The 19,224-nt window shown below is 64.5% G+C and carries 17 protein-coding genes and 1 pseudogene; 9 read left to right on the plus strand and 9 right to left on the minus strand.

Annotated features, from left to right (window positions below):
- The first annotated feature begins 12 nt into the window (after window positions 1-12).
- Together AA0Z93_RS19335 and lpxH are read left to right on the plus strand one after the other, a co-directional pair.
- Window positions 13-513, plus strand: coding sequence for a peptidylprolyl isomerase (locus AA0Z93_RS19335; protein WP_413047372.1), 501 nt, complete (start codon window positions 13-15; stop codon window positions 511-513).
- Window positions 510-1,253, plus strand: coding sequence for a UDP-2,3-diacylglucosamine diphosphatase (gene lpxH / locus AA0Z93_RS19340; RefSeq protein ID WP_413047371.1), 744 nt, complete (start codon window positions 510-512; stop codon window positions 1,251-1,253). The genes AA0Z93_RS19335 and lpxH overlap by 4 nt, the downstream gene beginning before the upstream one ends.
- Here lpxH and AA0Z93_RS19345 read toward each other — a convergent pair.
- Complete coding sequence (locus AA0Z93_RS19345) at window positions 1,250-3,556, minus strand: acylase (protein ID WP_413047370.1); 2,307 nt, start codon at window positions 3,554-3,556, stop codon at window positions 1,250-1,252. The two genes, lpxH and AA0Z93_RS19345, sit on opposite strands and share 4 nt — an antisense overlap.
- 205 nt (window positions 3,557-3,761) lie before the next feature.
- Here AA0Z93_RS19345 and AA0Z93_RS19350 point away from each other — a divergent pair, with 205 nt between their 5' ends.
- Window positions 3,762-4,127 (plus strand): fe2+ zn2+ uptake regulation protein, encoded by a 366-nt coding sequence (locus tag AA0Z93_RS19350; RefSeq protein WP_413047369.1) that lies wholly within the window; start codon window positions 3,762-3,764, stop codon window positions 4,125-4,127.
- A 37-nt stretch (window positions 4,128-4,164) separates the two neighbouring features.
- On the opposite strand, the gene AA0Z93_RS19355 is transcribed toward AA0Z93_RS19350, so the two are convergent.
- A complete protein-coding gene (locus tag AA0Z93_RS19355) occupies window positions 4,165-4,356 on the minus strand; it encodes a hypothetical protein (RefSeq protein WP_413047368.1) in 192 nt (63 codons plus the stop codon).
- A 365-nt stretch (window positions 4,357-4,721) separates the two neighbouring features.
- Between AA0Z93_RS19355 and AA0Z93_RS19360 the strand changes: the two genes are divergently transcribed.
- Complete coding sequence (locus tag AA0Z93_RS19360) at window positions 4,722-5,090, plus strand: transcriptional regulator (protein WP_413048398.1); 369 nt, start codon at window positions 4,722-4,724, stop codon at window positions 5,088-5,090.
- 123 nt (window positions 5,091-5,213) lie between these two features.
- Here AA0Z93_RS19360 and AA0Z93_RS19365 read toward each other — a convergent pair whose 3' ends face one another.
- From AA0Z93_RS19365 to AA0Z93_RS19375, 3 genes are all read right to left on the minus strand, one after another.
- Window positions 5,214-8,831, minus strand: coding sequence for a translocation/assembly module TamB domain-containing protein (locus tag AA0Z93_RS19365; RefSeq protein WP_413048397.1), 3,618 nt, complete (start codon window positions 8,829-8,831; stop codon window positions 5,214-5,216).
- Between the two features lie 65 nt (window positions 8,832-8,896).
- Entirely contained in the window at window positions 8,897-10,639 is a 1,743-nt protein-coding gene (locus AA0Z93_RS19370; RefSeq protein WP_413047367.1) for an autotransporter assembly complex protein TamA, read from the minus strand.
- Window positions 10,640-10,690: 51 nt separating this feature from the next.
- Window positions 10,691-11,335 carry a GNAT family N-acetyltransferase gene (locus AA0Z93_RS19375; RefSeq protein WP_413047366.1) on the minus strand — a complete coding sequence of 215 codons (645 nt, stop codon included), beginning with the start codon at window positions 11,333-11,335 and terminating at the stop codon, window positions 10,691-10,693.
- Between the two features lie 148 nt (window positions 11,336-11,483).
- Here AA0Z93_RS19375 and xthA point away from each other — a divergent pair, with 148 nt between their 5' ends.
- The gene (xthA, locus tag AA0Z93_RS19380; RefSeq protein WP_413047365.1) at window positions 11,484-12,299 is read left to right on the plus strand and encodes an exodeoxyribonuclease III; all 816 of its coding nucleotides are present in this window, start codon (window positions 11,484-11,486) and stop codon (window positions 12,297-12,299) included.
- Window positions 12,300-12,725: 426 nt separating this feature from the next.
- Here xthA and sodC read toward each other — a convergent pair whose 3' ends face one another.
- The 3 genes from sodC to AA0Z93_RS19395 all read right to left on the minus strand — a co-directional run bounded on the left by sodC (window position 12,726) and on the right by AA0Z93_RS19395 (window position 14,845).
- Window positions 12,726-13,247 carry a superoxide dismutase [Cu-Zn] SodC gene (gene sodC / locus AA0Z93_RS19385; protein WP_413047364.1) on the minus strand — a complete coding sequence of 174 codons (522 nt, stop codon included), beginning with the start codon at window positions 13,245-13,247 and terminating at the stop codon, window positions 12,726-12,728.
- A gap of 138 nt (window positions 13,248-13,385) precedes the next feature.
- Window positions 13,386-14,333, minus strand: a complete 948-nt coding sequence (locus AA0Z93_RS19390) for a FecR domain-containing protein (RefSeq protein WP_413047363.1) — start codon at window positions 14,331-14,333, stop codon at window positions 13,386-13,388.
- Window positions 14,330-14,845 carry a sigma-70 family RNA polymerase sigma factor gene (locus AA0Z93_RS19395; protein ID WP_413047362.1) on the minus strand — a complete coding sequence of 172 codons (516 nt, stop codon included), beginning with the start codon at window positions 14,843-14,845 and terminating at the stop codon, window positions 14,330-14,332. Before AA0Z93_RS19395 ends, AA0Z93_RS19390 begins: the two co-directional genes overlap by 4 nt.
- A gap of 81 nt (window positions 14,846-14,926) precedes the next feature.
- On the opposite strand from AA0Z93_RS19395, the pseudogene AA0Z93_RS19400 reads away from it, so the two are divergent.
- The 4 genes and pseudogenes from AA0Z93_RS19400 to AA0Z93_RS19415 form a co-directional block, all read left to right on the plus strand.
- Window positions 14,927-15,245: pseudogene (locus tag AA0Z93_RS19400) on the plus strand (glyoxalase superfamily protein); the annotation flags it as partial.
- A gap of 170 nt (window positions 15,246-15,415) precedes the next feature.
- On the plus strand, window positions 15,416-16,993 hold the full coding sequence (locus AA0Z93_RS19405; RefSeq protein ID WP_413047361.1) for an ATP-binding cassette domain-containing protein: 1,578 nt from the start codon (window positions 15,416-15,418) through the stop codon (window positions 16,991-16,993).
- A gap of 169 nt (window positions 16,994-17,162) precedes the next feature.
- On the plus strand, window positions 17,163-17,612 hold the full coding sequence (gene aroQ, locus AA0Z93_RS19410; protein ID WP_413047360.1) for a type II 3-dehydroquinate dehydratase: 450 nt from the start codon (window positions 17,163-17,165) through the stop codon (window positions 17,610-17,612).
- A gap of 5 nt (window positions 17,613-17,617) precedes the next feature.
- A complete protein-coding gene (locus tag AA0Z93_RS19415) occupies window positions 17,618-18,460 on the plus strand; it encodes a shikimate dehydrogenase (RefSeq protein ID WP_413048396.1) in 843 nt (280 codons plus the stop codon).
- Between the two features lie 41 nt (window positions 18,461-18,501).
- Here AA0Z93_RS19415 and AA0Z93_RS19420 read toward each other — a convergent pair whose 3' ends face one another.
- Window positions 18,502-19,173 (minus strand): TetR/AcrR family transcriptional regulator, encoded by a 672-nt coding sequence (locus AA0Z93_RS19420; protein ID WP_296268170.1) that lies wholly within the window; start codon window positions 19,171-19,173, stop codon window positions 18,502-18,504.
- Window positions 19,174-19,224: the final 51 nt, after the last annotated feature.

The raw sequence follows: 19,224 nt of genomic DNA on the forward strand, positions 1-19,224 counted from the left end.
GCGAGTTCCCGCATGTCCAAAGTCAAACTGAGCACCAACCACGGCGACATCGTCCTGCAACTGAACGCCGAAAAAGCCCCGCAGACCGTCGAGAACTTCGTGCAGTACGTCAAGGAAGGCCACTTCGACGGCACCATCTTCCACCGTGTGATCAAAGGCTTCATGATCCAGGGCGGCGGTTTCTCGGCCGACATGAGCCAGAAGAAAACCCGCACCAGCATCCAGAACGAAGCCGACAACGGCCTGAAGAACCAGAAGTACAGCATCGCCATGGCGCGCACCATGGACCCGCACTCGGCCTCCGCGCAATTCTTCATCAACGCTTCCGACAACGACTTCCTCAACCACAGCGGCAAGAACACCCAGGGCTGGGGCTATGCGGTATTCGGCGAAGTGATCGAAGGCCGTGAAGTGGTCGACGCCATCGAAAAGGTCGCCACCGGTTCCAAAGCGGGCCACCAGGACGTGCCGAAAGACGACGTGATCATCGAGAAAGCCGAGATCGTTGAGTGATACTGCTGATCTCCGATCTGCACCTGCAAGAACAACGCCCGGACATCACCCGGGCGTTTCTCGATCTGCTGGCGGGCCCTGCGCGGCAGGCCAAGGCTCTGTACATCCTGGGCGACTTCTTCGAAGCCTGGATCGGCGACGATGCCATGACGCCCTTCCAGCGCTCGATCTGCCAGGCGCTGCGCCAACTGAGCGACAGCGGCACGCAGGTGCTGCTGATGCACGGCAACCGCGACTTCCTCATCGGCAAGGCCTTCTGCAAAGCGGCCGGCTGTATCTTGTTGCCCGATCCATGCGTGGTGGAGCTGAGCGGCGAACGGGTCCTGCTGATGCACGGCGATACCTTGTGCACGCAAGATGTGGCCTACATGAAGCTGCGCCGCTACCTGCGCAATCCGCTGACCCTCTGGGTGCTGCGCCACCTGCCGTTGTCCACCAGACACAAGCTGGCACGCAAGCTACGCAGCGAAAGCCGCGCGCAAACGCGCATGAAGGCCAGCGACATCGTCGACGTCACCCTCGAGGAAGTGCCACGACAGATGGCGGCGCATGGCGTGCGCACGTTGATCCATGGCCATACCCATCGTCCGGCTGTCCACGACCTGTTGGTCGAAGGTCAGCCGGCACGGCGCATCGTCCTGGGCGACTGGGAACGCAGCGGCTGGGCAGTGCAGGCCGACGAACACGGCCTGCGCCTGTACAGCTTCCCGATCGAGCAGGCGCTTGCAGATCGCGCTTAGCGCGAGCCTTGGGCCGCGTCGCTCTCGCTGATGCTGTAGACCCGGTACTGCGGATCGGCCTCGATCTGCGCCTCGGTGAACGGCAGTGGCGCCAACTGGCGTGCGGCGAAGGCGCGGGTCTGGTCGTCGAAATGCGGCGAAGCCGCTTCGCTGGAGAGCGAGAACGCCAGCAACCCCTGGGCCTGCGGGCCACGTTCGGTGAACGTCACCACTTGCAGATAGCTGGTGCCGCTCACGACACGCCGTTTGCCGGGTGCCACCGGCACGCTGACCATCGAGTTGTAGACGCCAAGGGCCTGCGGCCCTCCCGCCACCGGGGTGCCCGCCGCCGACTGCTGGATCTGCCCCCACTGCGCGTCGTCGGCGATACCCTCCTCCTGCACCTTGCGCAATGACGCCAGCGCCGCTTCGCGCAGATGCGCACGCACCGCCGCCTGCTCCACCGCCAGGCCACGGGGGGTATGCTGCGGGTCGGCGGGGTCGAACGGCACGCGCCACAGTTCGGGATGGCTGGCGAGATCGGCGAACAGATTCTGGAAATGCATCCAGCCCAGCCCGCTGTCGGGATCGGCCTTGCCGTTCCAGGCCTGCAGGCTGGCGCACAGGGCTGCCAGGTCGCTCTGCGCCGTGGCGCACCACCGTTGCAGATCGGGTCGTAGCAGCTGCGCCAGGTACACTTCGTCGTCCAGCACCAGATCGCGCAATGCGCTGGCATCGAGCTTGCCCTGCCCTTGCAGGCGGTCCAGTGCGAAGCGGCTGCGCAGGCCCAGCGGCTGTTCGGCGCGGCTCACCACAGGCGAGAAGCCGGTCAGCGGTTGCGCGGGGTTGGCCATCCAGGCCGAATCGTTCGAGTGCTGCACGAAATCGCGCCGTTGCACGCTGGGCAGTTGCTTGGCCGGGAAGATCCCCGGCTGTGCTGCCTGCGGGTCGACCTTCCATGCGCAGGCCTGGCGCGAACCGTCGAGCACCACCAGTGGCTGACCGGCCGCTGCCGGGTCGCTGCACGTGGCCAACAGCGCTTGGTCGACATAGGGCACCACCGACTGATTCAGGTATAACGCCTCGCCGCCGGCGTCCACGGCCAGGGTGTTGACCCATGGAATCCCCTGGGTTTCACCGATGGAGCGCTTGAGCGCGCCCAGGCTGTCGGCGCGGTTGATCTGGTACCACTGTTGCAGCACACGCGTGTTGGCCAGATTGGCGTCGCGCAGGCTGTAAGCGTACTTGTCATCCCAGTCCAGGCGTCCAGGCCACTGTACGATGGGCCCGAAGACGGAACTGTAAACCTCGCGGCGTACGGGGTTGAGCTGGCCCTGTTCGTCTTTGACGGTGACCGTCAACGTCTGGCGCTGCAAAGGGCGAGACACGCCGTCGAGCAGGTAACGTGTCGGGTCCTTGGGGTCGAGCTGCAAGCGATAGAGGGTGAAGTGCTTGGAACTGTCGACGGTGTGGGTCCAGGCCAGGTGTGGGTTGAAGCCGATGTTGATCAGCGGCAGTCCGGGCAATGCGGCGCCCATGACGTCGAGCCGGCCGGCGATGGTCAGGTGCATCTGATAGAAACGCAGCCCGCCCACCCAGGGAAAGTGCGGATTGGCCAGCAACAGCCCATGACCGTTCGCCGAGCGCTGTGCGCCCACCGCGATGGCGTTGCTGCCACGCTCGCTGGCGAAGCGCTGCTGGCGTGCCAAGGCGCTGGCGAACCGCGAAGCGGCGGGCGCCATGGCAAGGCCCGGTGGCGTGGCGCCGGCCAGCGCTTCGGCGAACTGCCCTACTCCACCTTCGGCAAGCAAGCGGCGGGTCAGCTTGACCAGGTCGCGACTGGTGATCGGCCGCACGCCCGCGCCGTCGCCACATTCGCTGGGCAGGCCCTGGGCGCGGCGCTCGGCCAGCGCACGGTTGTAACCACTGGCATAGCCATCGAGCAATGCGCGTACGGCTGCAGGTTGTGCCTGCAGGAAATCGTCGACCGCAGCCGGAGCGTTGAGCCAGGTGAAAAACAGGTCGCTGTCGAGATTGTTGCGCCGATCGATGGTCGTACCCTGACTACCGTGATAATGCGACCGCTCGCCGTTCACGGTCAGTACCTCGTCGGCCAGCAGACACAGGTTGTCCTGGCCATAGGCGTAACCGATGCCATAGCCCAAGCCACGCTCGTCTTTGGCCAGGATATGCGGCACGCCGAACGTGGTACGGCGAATCTGCGCACTGGCCTCGGAGGGCGTGGCATGGGCTTGCGCAGCGATGGCGGCGAGAACGGCGGCTGACAGGCTGAGGCACGCCAGCGGGCGCGAACGTATGGTCACAGGTGCTCCTGATCGATTCGAGGGTCATCACGATCAAACGAAGCGAAGGGCTGGAAAATTTACCGGGGCAAGTGCACGTCTGAAGAGCGCAGCGCAGCGTGCTGGCAAATTTTTTCAACTCGGGTGCAGATTTTTCGTTCTCGTTCGTCTTACTTCATTGAGGCACACACATTTGGGACCGAAGACGAAAGGGAGCATTCTGCACATGTACAACACGACACCGCGCGCTGAGCCAACCAAGCCGGCGGGCACAGGCCTGACCGGCACCGCGCAGACCGCTCAGGATCGCCTGGGCAACGAACAGATCCGCGAGTTGCTGCGCGTCTATGGCTTGCGCACCAGCCTGATCCGACTGAAGGTGATCGACGCCTTGCACATGGCCGACAGGCAAAGCCGCCGTATCGGTGTGCGGGGCGTACATGCGCAGCTGGAGCAACTGGACATTCCGTTGTCATTCCTGAGCGTGCGCGAAGTGCTCAAACGCTTGTGCGTGGAAGGCGTGCTCACCTTAGGCGATGACAAGTGCTACAGCCTCAACCCGCCCGCATTGGCGGTACTCGAGAAGCGCTGACCGCAGACATGGCCGGGCGCAACGACTGGCCTGTAACTCAGCGCTGCCTGACTTTGCGGCGCAAGACCCCATTGATCACCACGACCACGACCGCGATAGCGATCGCCAGGTATTGGAAAGTCTGCTCGCTGATGGTGCCCTGCTTTTGCAGATGAGACAGGCCCAGCATCAGGCACAGCATGACGACGAGGATCAGAATCGAATATTTGAGGCGCTGCATATGGGTCATCGGATAAATCCTTGGTGCATCGAGTGAAAGGGGAGTCAGGCGCGGCGCGCATCATACCGCGATCTGGCACAGGTTACCGTCTCCGGTAAATGGGCTTACTCACTCGAGGGTAGGGTTAGGCATTTGACCATAACTGACACTTCGCTCCGAAAGGTCGGGCTTGGCGGGCCTGGCAAGTGACACTTCCTACGTCGGCGTACCACGATGCCTGCAAACTTGGCCCCTTCAAGACTACGAGAGGCGGCCCGATTGTCGCCTAGCGACCCCTCAGACGCTGTTCGACAATTCGCCCAGGTTCCGGAGCACGCCGACGTGCCACCAGGTGCCGGATGCCCGTCGTGTTCACCCCATCTGAGGACTTCATCATGGAAATGCCCGATCTGTCCCATATCGACACCCATCAACTACCTGAATCGCTGCAGTCGCTCATCGAATGCATCGGCATCGAAAACGCCTATAAACTGACCCACGCCTACGGCGGGCGACCCAAATACATTCCCAAACACCGCGAACGCACCCGTCTGGTCGATGTGCTGCCCGTCGATGCACTCGATTCGTTGATCAAACGGTTTTCCGGAATGGCCTTGGAAATCCCCAAGGTCGATCACTTCCAGCGCCAGATTCGCAACCTGCAAATCCAGCAAGAAAGTGCCAATGGCTGCTCGCGCAGTCTCTTGGCTGACAAGTACGGTTTGAGTCTGCGACAGATCGGCAACATTCGCCGCCAGCACTGACCCCTTCCCTTTCTGGATACGCTCCAGTCATGAGCCAGACCTATACCAGGATGCCGTGAGCCTGCGCCTCGGGCATCCTGGCGCTAGCGGGTTGCAGCGCCAGACACTTGGAACGCGGCAACTTCAGAAGTCCCTCTTGTAGAAGATGTCCAGCGAACTCGCCACGCCACTGGCAGCTTCCACGTAGACCTTCTTGCTCAGCTTGTAACGCAGCGCGATGGTATTGGCCGGTTCGAACACGCCTACCCCGTAGCGCAGGCTGAGACGCTCCGTCAAATTGCCACTGGCCACCACGCTGGTGCTGTCCCCACTGCCTTCGGTATCGAGCTGGAAGTCCTCGATGCCCAACCGCGTGGCCAAGCCACCGGTGAAGCCTGCGCTACCGGCCAGACCCAGCCCCAACGCGGCCTGTGCGAGCATGTTGTTATCCTCTCCGGTATTGCCTAATGGCCGCCCGAGGACCAGATACGACAGCGCTTGCTCCTGGCTCATGGCCGGCTCGGCGAAGACGGTGGCCGTCGGCTGTTCGGCGTTACCGGTCAGGCGGATCCCTGCGGTCACGTCGTCGACCTGGCGGATCGCTTCGATGTCCAGATAGGGCTGGGCGATGGGCCCGGCGAACAACAGCCGCGCGCGGCGGATCGTCAGGCGCTGGCCATAGGCTCGATAGCGTCCGTCGGCCAGGTTGAGCTCACCGCGCGTATCCATGTTGTCGCCGATGTGCACCCGCCCCTTGAGATTGGCGGTGAGGCCGAAGCCGCTGAAGGCCAGTTTTTCTCGACCCACCTCGACGTCGATATCCATCGCCATGGCCATGGGCGGTTTGCCCTCGGCGGTCTGCTCGCCCACGATCACCGTGTCATCCGACACCTTGACCGTCGATGGCGGCAGTTGGCGGATGGTGATATCGCCTTTGGGCACCTGAACCTTGCCGACGATGGCCAGCTTGTCGTCGATCAAGCGGATGTTCAGGTCAGGCGCCACGTCCAAGGTGGCATAGGGTTCGACGGTGACCGGCAACTGCTGCCCCTGCACACGGACGTCGACGCCCAGCGCCTGTCCCCAGGTGATCTGCCCACCGATCCGTCCTCGCCCCGCTGCGCCACTGCGCCAATTGCCATCGAGCTGCACCTGCTCGCCGGCGATCGCGGCCTGGATCGACAGGTCCTGCAGGCTGAGCGGCAGCTCCGGACCGCTGACCTCGCCACCGCTGAGCGTGACGTTGCCGTTCACCAGGGGCGCCAGCAGCGTGCCGGAAATGCGTCCACTGCCGTTCAGTTGCCCTGCGAGGCGCTCGACCATCGGTGCGAAGGGTCGGGCCACGGCCACGTCCAGCCCGCGCAGATCGAAATCGCCGGACAGCGGTTTGTTCGTAGCGACGGGGTCGATGCGGGCGTTGAGGGTCAGCGCGCCCAAACGGTTGCCCTGGAACCTCAGCTGGGTATCGACCTGACGCGGCGCCAACGTGCTGTCCACACGCAGGGCCTGGTAGGGGAAGTCGATCCAGCGGTCGTTGTCACGCAGGCTCAGAGTGCCGCCGCTGGCATCCACCCGCACAGTGCCTTTCGGGCCGCTGGCTGGCATGTCGAGGTTGACGTCGGCATTGAGCAGGCCCTTCCAGGCGAAGTCCTTGGGCATCCACTGCGCCAGGCTCTGCAAAGGGAACTGCTTGAGGTGGTAGCGGATACGCGGATCGGGCGCCAGGCGCTGGTCGTCGCCGCACAGGCTGGCTTGCCCGGAACGCCAGCAGTGGGCGCCCAGGTCCAGTTGCCCGCTGGCGAGCCGTTTCACGCTCGCAGGGCCTTGCAGGCGCCAGTCCTGACCACCGGCCTGTACCCGACCGCTGGCTAACCGGCCACGCCAGTCACCCTGGGTCAGGGCGCCATCGAGCGCCAGGTCGAGTTTGAGCTGTGGCCCGTCGAGCCCCAGTGTGACGGCCTGTTGAGCGCGGGTGCCCTTGCCGTTGGCGATCAAAGTACCCAGGGCCGTATCGCCGGCGTTGATCTGTGTGAGCTTGAGGTCGACCACGGCGCGCTGGTTCTTGTCCAGGTTGGCGGCGAGGTCCAGACGCTGGATGCGGTTGGCATCCTGGGCCAGCCCCACACCTTGCAGCTTCATCGAACCTTGCGGCGCATCGAGGGTGCCGGCCACATCCAGACGGCCGTTGGCCTGGCCTTGCAAACCCGGCCAGAGCTGGCCCAGACGCGGCAGGTCGAGGTCGATGCGGCCGGCCAGGCGCTGTTCCAGGCTACCGCTCCCTTTGATGGAGTTGGCGCCCAACTGGATGGCCAGCGCACCCAGCGTCCAGCGCTCGCCAGCCCCTTGGGCATCGACCTTGAGCATGGCTGGCTGCCCGCGCAGCCGCCCTTTGAGGTCCAATTGCGCGTCGAGATCCAGGTGCTGGTCTTTCATCTGCCCTTTGCTACGCAGGGGGCCGGCCAGAGTGCCGGGCAGTTCCGCGACCCAGTAGGCCGGATCGAGCGCCGACAGTTGCAGGTCGACGTCCCAGGCCAAAACATCGGCGAAGCCTAGGGCGACGCTGCCTGCCGCCTTGCCTTGTCCAGCGTTGAGCGCCAGCTTGGGCAGGCGGACCTGGGTCAGGTCGCCCTCGAATGGGCTGGCCAGGCTGAAAGCACCCGCCGGCCCGTCCAGATCGCCATCGAACCGACCGCTGTAGTTGCCATCGACATAGTTCACTTGCGCCTTGAAGCGCTTGAGCGCGACCTGTGGCGCCTGTTCGAGCGGGTACAGGCGCAGCCAGGGGAAGTCCAGCCAGTCCAACCGAGCGTCGGCTTTCAGGCCCTCCTGCCAATCGACGTTGGCTTGCAGGTTGAGGCGCTGCTGTTCGCTGGCGGTCAGGTCGAGGGCTTTGAGCTGCGCACCCTTGGCATCGGCCCGGCCCGTGAGGGCGAGGGCAATGGGCCCTTTCTCCGCGGGCAGGCTGGCTGATCCAGCGAGCGCGAAGCCATCTTGCAGATTTCCATGGGCATCGAGTTGCATGTCATTGAATTGCAAGGTATCTGGCAACGCTTGACTGGGTTTGAATGCTTTCGAACGGATTTGCACCGTTGCGGGTAAATGCTCGGCCAGTGCTTGCACTTGGCCGTTCAGTGTCGCCTCGATGTAACCCTGGGTCACCGCCTCTACCGTCAAGGTCTTTTGCAGCTCGCCCTTGACGTCCAATTGCAGTTGCAGCGGCTTGCCGTCCACTGGCGGCAACTGCGCGATGCCGCTCAACTGCAAAGGCCAGTCGCCATTGGGCGTCACCAGGCCTTGCAGTTCGGCATGCAGGTCTTCACGCTGCACGTGCAGGCGGTCGATGCGCAAACCCTGGGCAGTCCAGTGTGCGGCCAGTTGCAGGTCGCCCAACAGGTCGTTGCCGTCCAGGCGCAACTGGCCCACCTGCAGCTCGCCCAGCTCGATGGCCAAGGGCAGGTCCAGGGTCGGCAGCTGCAGCGGGCCGCTGTCCGGTTCGGGCTCACTAGGCGCGAAGGCCATGTCGATGCGCTGCGCTTGCAGGCGATCGATGCACAGCGCCGAGCGCAGCAGGCAAGCCGGCGTCCAGTCCAGCTGCGGCGCTTGCACGACGACGCGATGCTTGCCGTCGTCCCACACCAGTTCACGCGCCTGCCAGTGGCCGCCGAGGCGGCCCTGGAAATCGCTGACCTGCAGGCCAGGCACCCGGTCCAACGCCCAGCGGCTACCGCTTTGGCTACCGAGCACCACGGCCAGGATGACCATCACAATCAGCAGCAGTGCGACGATCACCCATGCGCCGATCTTCAAACCTTTCTTCACCCCTGCCCTCACAGTTCCGGCCCCATCGAGAAGTGCAGGCGGATGCCGCCGTCGTCGTCCAGCGCCTTGGCCAGGTCAAGGCGCAGCGGCCCGATCGGCGACACCCAGCGCACGCCGAAGCCGACACCGGTCTTGAGGTCGGGCAGGTCCAGGGTGTTGAAGGCATTGCCCTGATCGATGAAGGTCGCCACGCGCCATTTCTCCGTCAGCGAATATTGGTATTCGGCACTGGCCGCGACCATGTAGCGTCCGCCGATACGGTCGCCGTCGCTGTTCTTGGGCGACAGCGTCTGGTAGTCGTAACCGCGCACGCTCTGGTCACCACCGGCGAAGAAACGCAACGAGGGCGGTACGTTGTTGCTGTAGCTGTTGGTGGCGCTGCCGCCGAACTGCACGCGACCGAGCAGGCGGTGGTTCTGCGCCACCGTGGTCAAACCCTTGAGGGTGACGTTGCCGTACAGCAGGTTGGTGTCCGAACCCAGTCCTTCCTTGGCCACCTTGGTGTCGAATTGCACGCGGTAGCCGTTGTGTGGATCGATGCGGTTGTCGCTGCGCAGGTAGGCATAGCTGATGCCGGGCATCAGCAGGTTGCTCAGGCCCGAATCGTCGCCGAGCTTGTACTCCTCGCGCTGGTACTTGAGCGAGATGACCCGCTGCCAGCCGCTGGGCAGCTTGCTGTGCCATTCCGGGCCGACGGTGAGCAGCTTGCTGAGGGTGTCTGTGCCGGCGATTTCTTCGTTCTGGTAACCGCCGGCGAAACGCAGCTTGTCGGTGAGCGGCGGATCGAGCGGCACGTCGTACCACAGACCGACGTTCTGTCGGGGCGCCGACAACTCGGTTTCCCATCCGTAGCTGTGCCCTTGCGGGTTGACCCAATGGCGCGTCCAATTGGCCTTGCCGCGCGGCCCGACGTCGGTGGAATACCCCAGGCCCAGGCCCAGGGTACGCGGCTTGCGGGTTTCCAGATTGACCGCCACCGGTACCTGTTCGCCGACGGCCGCCGTGGGCGCGGCGTCCACGCGCACCCCTTCGAAATAGCCGCTGGACTGCAAGTCGTTGGTGAGTTCGGCGATCAGCTCGGAATCGTAGGGCGTACCAGGTTTGAAGCCGACCATGCGCTGCAGCAGGTCGTCGTCCAGCGGCGTGTCGCCATCGAAGGTCACCGCGCCCAGGCGGTAGCGCGGCCCGCTCTGGTACACCAAATCGATGTCGGCGATGCCGGCCCGCGGATCCACCGCCAGGCGCTGTTGGGTAAAGTGGCCGCTGAAGAAGCCATAGCGCGACGCCTGGTTCTCGATCAGTTGCTTGGCGCTTTCGTAGTAGCCATGGTTGAGCGGCTGGCCCGCGTGCAGCAGCTTGCCGTCGGGCACGCGGAAAGCCGCCATTTCGCTGGCAGGACCTTCCACGCGCACATTGACGTTGCGCAGCCGCACCGGCTCACCGGGCACGATCGACAGCACCAGGCGCGGCGATTGCTCGGCCGTGGCCGGCGGCTGCACCTCGGAGGCGATCTGCGCCTGGTAATAGCCCAAAGCCTGTGCGGCCTTGCGCGCCTGCTCCTCGGCGCCGCGACTGAAGCGCAGCAAGGCATCTTCGTCACGATCGCCCAGGCTGCCGACATAACCTTCGACATTGGCCTTGAGCGCCTTGTTGGCCGGTTTGACCCGCACCACCAATTCGCTCTGCCCCCATGCGCTGAAACTGGCGACCCAGATGATCAGGCCCCAGGTAACTCTTCCTGAATACGTCATGCGCGGCATGCTACCAGAGGGAGGTGTCGATGAAAGCGCTTTGCTGTGGATTCATGTCGCTAAGGCCCGTGAAGACGTCGGTGCCGGGTGGAAGAACACCTGCTCGCTGACCGGCCCCACTGCCACTTCGCCCAGCATCTGATAGCCCTGGCTTTGCAGGAACAGCATCGCGTGGGGATTGCTGGTGTTGAGCACCACGCCTTCGGTATTGGGGTCTTCGGCGCACCAGTCGTGCACCACCTGCAGCAGCTCATTGGCGTACCGTTCGCCCTGGTAGTGCGGATGGATGCCCAGCAGCGGCAGCACGTGCACCTGATCGGTGGGCAACCAGGTGGAAAGCGCACCCTGGTAGTCCAGATAGCGCCGTGTGCTGCGCAGCCCCGCACCGAGAATCATGCGCAGGCGCCAGGCCCAGCTGTCGGCCACCCCCAGACGGCGCTGCGGCGGGACGATCAGCGCGACGGCCACCAGACGGTCCTGCTCCAGCAGGCCGATGGCCGGCAAGTTGAAATTGAAGTGCTGACGCACCCATTCCTTGATCACCACGCGCAGCCTGCGCTCGTAACCGGCGCGTTTGGCGTCGAACAGGTAGGTGTAGGTGGGTTCGGGCGCATAGGCTTGGAACAGCAGCGCGCGCACCTCGCGCGCAAAGCCGCTGTCGAGCATGCAAACCTGCGTGGCAGACGGGGTCGTCATGGGTGGTGGAACTCCTGAAATGGGCGTTTAGCCTTGGAGGGGCACCGCTTCGCTTCGTTCACCGCCGACCGCGCCCGAGCGTGCACGCTGGTGATCGCAGGCGCAGTCCGCTAGCATCCGGCTTTTCACCAGGGTCAGCGTTTCCCCCATGAAGATCGTCTGTTTCAACATCAACGGCCTGCGCGCCCGGCCCCACCAGCTGTCGGCGCTGATCGAAAAGCATCGGCCCGACGTCATCGGCCTGCAGGAAACCAAGGTCAGCGACGAGCAGTTTCCCCTGGCCGAAGTACAGGCACTGGGTTACCACGTGCACTACCACGGGCAGAAAGGCCACTATGGCGTGGCCCTGCTCTCGCGCCAGGCGCCGCTGGAGCTGTTCAAAGGCTTCGCTGGCGACGAAGAGGATGCGCAACGGCGCTTCATCTGGGGCACCTTCGCCGACGCCAACGGCACGCCGATCACCATCATGAACGGCTATTTTCCCCAGGGCGAAAGCCGCGACCACCCTACCAAGTTTCCGGCAAAGCAGCGCTTTTACAGCGACCTGCAAGACCTGCTCGAAAGCCGCTTCAGCAACGAGCAACCGCTGGTCCTCATGGGCGACTTGAACATCTCGCCGCAGGATTGCGACATCGGCATCGGCCCGGACAGCATCAAACGTTGGCTCAAGGCCGGCAAATGCAGCTTCCTGCCCGAAGAGCGCGAATGGCTGGCGCGCCTGAAGAACTGGGGCCTGACCGACAGCTTCCGCCATCTGCACCCGGAGGTGGACGATCGCTTCAGCTGGTTCGACTACCGCAGCCGTGGCTTCGAGGACACGCCCAAGCGCGGCCTGCGCATCGACCTGATCATGGCGTCCAATGGCCTGCTGCCACGGGTCAGGGATGCGGGCGTGGACTACGAGCTACGTGCGATGGAGAAACCTTCGGACCATGCGCCGATCTGGTTGGAGTTGGAGGACTGAGTCCGATCGGATGGAAACACTGAAGCGACAGTCAAGCCCTTCGAGGCCACCCCTGCTGGTGCGACCGGCTCGCGCCCCAATTGACCGCGATGGCCTGAGTAGCAGGCCAACAGCCACAATTGATTTTCCGTCAGATGCTCAGCGGTGGTCTGCATGGGTCGCCGTCGCCGCCCATCGCGGCTGATCAAATCGTCGACCCGGCCGAGCTGCGATCGCACCCCCTGTAGGAGCGGCTTCAGCCGCGATGGACGGCGAAGCCGGCCCGGATCAGGTGCTGTGTGTGGGTGCTTTCTGTAACAAGGAAGGGCCATCGGAGCGGCACTGGCGGCTGATCGGGGCGCCAAATCGGCCGCTCCAACACGGGCACACGGGTAAGGTGTGGCTGCGACCGTCGAATCCCCAATGCTGGAGCGCCCATGCAACGCCTTACTTGACCACACCACACGCCACGCGCGCACCGCCACCGCCGAGTTTTTCCGGGTGGTCGCTGTGGTTGTCGCCGCCGGCGTGGACCATGAGCGCGTGGCCTTTGAAGTCGTCGGCTTTCAAACGTGGCGCCAACACCGGATAGGTGGCCTTGCCGTCGGCGCCGACATACAGCGCCGGCAGGTCGCCGCGGTGGCCGCTGTCATCGTAAGGGCCTTTGTGCGCGTTGGTGGTGTCCGGGTCCCAGTGGCCGCCAGCGGCCCCGGCGGGGACGGTCTTGCCGTTGTCCTGGGACGGATCGCAGGAAGCGTTCTGGTGCAGGTGGAAGCCGTGTACGCCGGGTGGCAGATCCTTCAGATCGGGGGTCAGCAATGCGCCGTACTTGTTTTGTTCGATGGTGACGGTGCCGATCGACTTGCCCGCGCCATCGGGACCGGCGAGCTTTAGCTCGACTGTCTGGGCGGCCTGAGCCAGGCCGGCGCTGGTCAGCAATGCGGTCATCAGAAGTGCTTTGGCTTTCATCTGGGTGTCTCCTTGGCATCGAAAAAAGTGGATCGTTCCTGGTACGGCAAGCCGTCGAACCGCCTGTATGTCAGATGGGACTGCATCGGCGCGCTGCGATTCCATCGTGCCACAGCTTGTAATATTTAAGCCGGTACCTCAGGCGGGCTGCTCGCGCACACTCAGGGTCACCCAATAGCGTGTGCGGTACTGCACCCGCAGCGGCAGGCTGGCGGCCAGCAACCCCAGGATCCGGTCGGTGTCGTCGAGCATGAACGTGCCGGTGACCGCCAGCCGCTCGAGGCTCGCCGGCCAGCGCAGCAGGCCCGGACGATAACGCTGCAACTCGCGCAGGAATTGGCCCAACGGTTGGTTGTCGACGATCAGCATGCCTTGCTGCCAGCCCGGCAGTTGCGTATCGAAGGCTCTCACGCCCTCCACGCCGGCCGTGCCCAACCAGGCACGCTCGCCGGCGACCAGACGCCGTTCGTGCCCATGGCGCGGCCGTACACGCAGCTCGCCGCGCTGTACCGATACCAAGCAACGCTCGTCCACATCGTGCACGCACAGGCTGGCGCCCTCGGCATCGAGGTTGCCGTGACGGGTGCGTACGCGCAAAGGCCCGCGGCCATCGAGCGCGATTTCGCCCTGGAGCAGTTCCACTTCGAGCAGGTTCGCGCCGTAGTGGATGTTCACCGCACTGGCCGTGTTGAGTTGCAAGCGGCTGCCATCGGCGAGCGCCAACCCGCGGCGCTCACCGGTGGCAGTGGCAAGGTCGGCGCGCCAGCGCTCGACGGGTAGCTCGCGGTAGGTCAGCAAGGCCAGGGGGGCACAGGCTGCAAGGGTCAGCGCCTGGCCCAGCAGTTTGCGCCGTTGAGGGTCAGGTCGGTCGAGGCAACTGAGGCCGAGCGGTGCCGGCACCTGGGCGAACCGTTGGCGCAACTGCATGGCCCGCTGCCACAGCGCCTCGTGTGCAGCACTGCGCGCGCGCCAGCCTTGCAGTCGGCGCTCGGCGTCGGCGTCCATCTCCCCGGCATCCTGCAATGCCAGCCACTGCGCCGCCTCGCGCGCGAGTTGCCGGGCGTGGCGGTCGACGCTTGCGCTCACAGGTCCACCAGCAGGCAATGCTCATAGGCCTGGGCCATGTAGCGTTTGACGGTGCGCGAAGACACCTGCAAGCGCTCGGCGATGCTGGCGTAGTCGAGCCCTTCGAGCTGTGCCCAGAGAAATGCCCGACGCACCGCCACCGGTAGGCCGTCGAGCAGCTCGTCCAGCGCCTGCAAGGCTTCGAACACCAGCCAGCGCTGTTCGGCCGAAGGTGCCAGTGCTTCGGGCAGGTGTTGCAGCGCCTCAAGATAAGCCCGCTCCAGGCTGCGCCGCTGATAATGGTTGATAAGCAGGCGTTTGCCGACGGTGAGCAGGTAGGCGCGCGGCTCGCGCAAGCTCGGCAAACGGTTGCTGCGCTCAGCGGCCAGCACGCGCATGAAGGTGTCCTGGGTGAGGTCGGCCGCCGCCCAACGGTCGCCAAGCCGCTGGCGCAGCCAGCTTTCCAGCCAGCGGCTGTGGTCGCGATAGAGCGTGCTCAGGCAGGGGGAAGGCGCTGCAACGGAGTCGGTCATACACAGGCACGCCTGGCAAAGGGAAGATGTAAATGCGAGTGATTCTAATTGCTTCATGGCAGGCCGCCAAGCCTGAGCTAGGCACAAGCCTTCTACCTGGACTCCCTAGACTTCACGCTGGACTGGGAATACCGCTTCGCCGCCGATTTACCGCTGTATGCCCAGGTGCATCGCGACGGGCTGATCCTGCACCGCACCGAGCACCATGGATACGCCACCCCCCGGCTCCACCGTCTTCGCCTGGGTCACAGACCTGCACCGACTCGAGCAGCAATTGCAGGCAAAGCGCTATACCCACGCCCGCCCTACCGCAGAGTCTGTCGATTGGGGGTTGCAGATGCAGATCCGTGATCCTTTCGGCAACCTGCTGCGCCTGTGCCAACGAGGTAATCAGGCCTGAACGCCTGATCGGCCTGTCTTTACCCTGATCGCCCAGTCCATTACCCTGGCGATCTTTCCCACGTAACCAGGTGTTCGTCCGATGCGCCATTGATGCCGCCGTCTGCTCGACGGCCAGCCTTCACCCCCCAGCCCTGCCTTGGGGATGTCGCGGCATGAATGGACTGTTCCATGACGAATCCTTCGATCCTGACGCTCGACTGCGTCACCTATGCCCTGCCCAACGGCCGGGTTCTTTTCGACGAGCTTGAAGCCACCTTCGACCGGCGCCCTACTGGCCTGGTCGGCGCCAATGGCGCGGGCAAGAGTCTGCTCGGCCAGTTGCTGGCAGGTGAGCTGCCCCCTACGGCAGGACGTTGCCTGCGACACGGCCAGGTGCATCGCCTCGATCAGCACATTCTCCGGCGTAGCCGTAGCGTCGCCGACCTGGCGCAGATCGCTCCGGTGCTCGATGCCCTAGGCCGCATCGCCCAGGGCAGTGTCGACCCGGCCGATTTCGACACGGTGAGCGAGCGCTGGACGCTGGCCGAGCAGCTATACGCGCTGCTCGACCGACAGGGGCTCGGCGGCCTGGACCTGTACGGCAGCGCCCATCACTTGAGCCCTGGCCAAGCGATGCGCGTGGCGATCAGCGGAGCCTTTCTCGCCCAAGCCGACTACCTGATTCTCGATGAGCCGAGCAACCACCTGGATCGGGACGGCCGCGCCCACTTGCAAGCTCTGATCGAACAATGGCCGCGCGGCCTGTTATTGATCAGCCATGACCGCGCGTTACTCGAACCCTTGCAACGCACACTGGAATTGAGTGCGCTGGGCCTGAGCAGTTATGGCGGCGGCTATAGTGCCTACCGCCAGGCCAAGGCTGGCGAACAGGCCAGTGCGCAACGCGACTTGGACCGGCTCAAACGGCAGCGCCAGCGTGATGCGGTCGATGCGCAGAAACAGCGTGAACGCCAAGCGCAGCAGCAAGCACGAGGCCGCGGTGACGCCCGGCAGGCCAACCAGGCGCAGATCCTGCTCGATCGCCAGCAGCAACGCAGCCAGGCCACGGCCGGCAAGCAACAGCGTTCGCAGTTGAAGGCCAGCCAAGCGCTGCATGCGCAGATCGGCGAAGCCGCCCGCCTCGTCGAACGCACGACGTCGATCAGCGTGCAACCGCCTACCGTGCAGCGCCCCCTCGGCCGCGTCCTGCTCGTCCTGGAACACGTGCAACTGCCGTATGGTCATGCCCAGCCCCTGAACCTGCGCCTGCTGGCCGGCGAACGCCTGGCGGTCACCGGCGCCAACGGCAGTGGTAAATCGACCCTGCTCAAGCTCATCCATGGCGATCTATCGCCACGCGCCGGCTGCGTGCACCTGCATGGCACCGTGGCCCTGCTCGACCAGCAGGCCAGTGCGCTGCCACCTGGGCGCAGTGCCTTCGAGCATCTGCGGGAGGCTAATGCCCGGCTCGATACCGGCACCTTGCGCATGCGCCTTGCCCAAGCGGGGCTGGACGCTGCCCGGGTTGACCTGCCCAGCCGACTGCTCAGCGGAGGTGAGCGGATGAAAGCGGCACTGGTCGCACTGCTCCACCGGCAACGGCCTATCGACCTGCTGCTGCTCGACGAGCCCGGCAACCATTTGGATCTGGCCGCATTGGAAGCGTTAGAACGGATGCTGGCGCAGTTCCACGGTAGCGTGCTGGTGGTGTCCCACGACGAGGTGCTGTTGGATCGACTGGCGCTGATGGGTCGGCTGGAGCTGTGAGTCTGCTCATGGCTAGGAAATGAACCGTTTGCGAAGCCGAAAATGCGCCGAGAAGCTCACCAGTGCGATTACCGCCCACTTTCCCGGCTTACCTGCATTACCCGGTTGACGAATTAACTGCCTGGTACAAAGATCGGCGATATTCAACAACAACAAAGCGATAGCTCCCATGAATCCTCGAATCCTGGTGCTCAACGGCCCCAACCTCAACCTGCTGGGCACCCGCGAGCCCGAACAGTACGGCAGCGAAACGCTTGCCGACATCGCCAACCTGTGTGCCGCGAGCGCCGACCTGCACGGCTTGGCCCTCGAGTTTCGGCAAACCAACCACGAAGGCGAACTGCTCGACTGGATTCACGCCGCCCGCGGCCGCTGCCAGGGCATTCTCATCAACCCAGCCGCCTGGACCCACACCTCGGTGGCCATCCGCGATGCCCTGATCGCCAGCGAGCTGCCGGTGATCGAGGTGCACCTGTCCAACGTGCACAAGCGCGAGCCCTTCCGCCACCGCTCGTTCGTCTCCTCGGTCGCCGTCGGTGTGATCTGCGGTCTGGGCAGCCATGGCTACGCGCTGGCGCTCAGCCATTTCGCCCAACTGCTCAAGGAGCGCGCCCAGTGAGCGAGATGCACGAATCGATTCTCGCCGGCTTGATCGGCCGCGGCATCCAGGCCTCGCGCACGCCTGCCCTGCACGAACGCGAAGGCGACGCGCAGGCGTTGCGCTACCTCTACCGCCTGATCGACGCCGACGTCTTGCAGCTCGAAGACAGCGCCCTCGAAAGCCTGCTGCAAGCGGCCGAACGCACCGGTTTCACCGGCCTCAACATCACCTTCCCGTTCAAACAGGCGATCCTGCCGCTGCTCGATGAACTGTCGAGCGAGGCCCGCGGCATCGGAGCGGTCAACACCGTGGTGCTGCGCGATGGCAAGCGCGTAGGCCATAACACCGATTGCCTGGGCTTCGCCGAAGGCTTGCGGCGCGGCTTGCCTGGTGTGCGCAGGCGTCAGGTCGTGCAGTTGGGTGCAGGCGGCGCTGGTTGCGCCGTGGCCCATGCGCTGCTGGCCGAAGGTGTGGAGCAATTGCTGCTGTTCGAGGTCGACGCCTCGCGCGCGCAAGCCCTTGTGGACAATCTCACCGAACGCTTCGGCGCCGGCCGTGCCGTGCTTGGGCAGGACCTCGCCCAGGCCGTGGCCGGCGCCGACGGCCTGGTCAACACCACCCCCGTGGGCATGGCCAAACTGCCCGGCACGCCCCTGCCGCCCACCCTGCTGCACGCGCAGCTATGGGTCGCCGAAATCATCTATTTCCCGCTGCAGACCCAATTGCTGCAGTATGCCCGCGCGCTTGGCTGCCAGACCCTGGACGGCAGCACCATGGCCGTTTTCCAAGCGGTCAAGGCGTTCGAGCTGTTCAGTGGCCGTGCGGCGGACGCCGAACGCATGCAAGCGCATTTCGCCAGCCTCTGAGGTTGTGCGGGCAAGCGCGGCGGCGCCTGCCCGCGCACGCCTCACGCTTGCATGTAGCGCATGACCACGTCGCAGATCATGTCTTTCTGCCGCTGCTTGATCTGCTCGTTCGACAATTCGATCTGGAACAGCTCGCCGAAGGTATGGCGATTGGAGATGCGGTAGAAACAGAACGAACTCATCAGCATGTGCAGGTCGATGACTTCGATGCCTGGACGGAACACCCCCTCTTCCACGCCGCGGGCCACCGCGCGGCCGAGGATTTCCAGGACCATGCTGCTCATCTCGCGGATGTGCGGGGTCTGCTTGACGTATTCGCCGTAGTGGATGTTCTCGGTGCTGACCATGCGCACGAAGTCGACGTTGCGGTCGTGGTGGTCGAAGGTGAACTCCACCAGCCGGCGGATCGCCTGCACCGGGGGCAGCGACTCGAGATCGAGATCGTGTTCGGTCTTGCGGATGTCGCCGTAGAGCTTGCGCAGGCACTCGACGTAGAGCTGCTCCTTGCTACCGAAGTAGTAATAGATCATGCGCTTGGACGTGGCCATGCGCTCGGCGATGGCGTCTACCCGCGCACCGGCCAGCCCCTGTTGGACGAACTCCTGGATGGCGGCCTTCAGGATGTCTTCGCGGGTCTTCTCGGGGTTGTTCTTGCGCGGCTTGCGGCCCCGCGTGGCGCTGGGCTCGCGGGGGTTGACTTGCACATCACTCATACCGGCTCACAGATTATTGTTGGCGTCGGCCGATTATCCGTGAGGGCGGCA

Source organism: Pseudomonas phoenicis (assembly GCF_047302395.1).
GTDB lineage: Bacteria > Pseudomonadota > Gammaproteobacteria > Pseudomonadales > Pseudomonadaceae > Aquipseudomonas.

Excerpts from the sequence above, each read along its gene's own strand:
- AA0Z93_RS19370 (WP_413047367.1), bottom strand. The coding sequence starts at position 10,639 with ATGACGTATTCAGGAAGAGTTACCTGGGGCCTGATCATCTGGGTCGCC.
- AA0Z93_RS19375 (WP_413047366.1), bottom strand. The coding sequence starts at position 11,335 with ATGACGACCCCGTCTGCCACGCAGGTTTGCATGCTCGACAGCGGCTTT.
- AA0Z93_RS19335 (WP_413047372.1), top strand. The coding sequence starts at position 13 with ATGTCCAAAGTCAAACTGAGCACCAACCACGGCGACATCGTCCTGCAA.
- AA0Z93_RS19420 (WP_296268170.1), bottom strand. The coding sequence starts at position 19,173 with ATGAGTGATGTGCAAGTCAACCCCCGCGAGCCCAGCGCCACGCGGGGC.
- xthA (WP_413047365.1), top strand. The coding sequence starts at position 11,484 with ATGAAGATCGTCTGTTTCAACATCAACGGCCTGCGCGCCCGGCCCCAC.
- sodC (WP_413047364.1), bottom strand. The coding sequence starts at position 13,247 with ATGAAAGCCAAAGCACTTCTGATGACCGCATTGCTGACCAGCGCCGGC.
- AA0Z93_RS19405 (WP_413047361.1), top strand. The coding sequence starts at position 15,416 with ATGACGAATCCTTCGATCCTGACGCTCGACTGCGTCACCTATGCCCTG.
- AA0Z93_RS19395 (WP_413047362.1), bottom strand. The coding sequence starts at position 14,845 with ATGACCGACTCCGTTGCAGCGCCTTCCCCCTGCCTGAGCACGCTCTAT.
- AA0Z93_RS19365 (WP_413048397.1), bottom strand. The coding sequence starts at position 8,831 with ATGGTCATCCTGGCCGTGGTGCTCGGTAGCCAAAGCGGTAGCCGCTGG.
- AA0Z93_RS19415 (WP_413048396.1), top strand. The coding sequence starts at position 17,618 with ATGCACGAATCGATTCTCGCCGGCTTGATCGGCCGCGGCATCCAGGCC.
- AA0Z93_RS19360 (WP_413048398.1), top strand. The coding sequence starts at position 4,722 with ATGGAAATGCCCGATCTGTCCCATATCGACACCCATCAACTACCTGAA.
- aroQ (WP_413047360.1), top strand. The coding sequence starts at position 17,163 with ATGAATCCTCGAATCCTGGTGCTCAACGGCCCCAACCTCAACCTGCTG.
- AA0Z93_RS19355 (WP_413047368.1), bottom strand. The coding sequence starts at position 4,356 with ATGACCCATATGCAGCGCCTCAAATATTCGATTCTGATCCTCGTCGTC.
- AA0Z93_RS19350 (WP_413047369.1), top strand. The coding sequence starts at position 3,762 with ATGTACAACACGACACCGCGCGCTGAGCCAACCAAGCCGGCGGGCACA.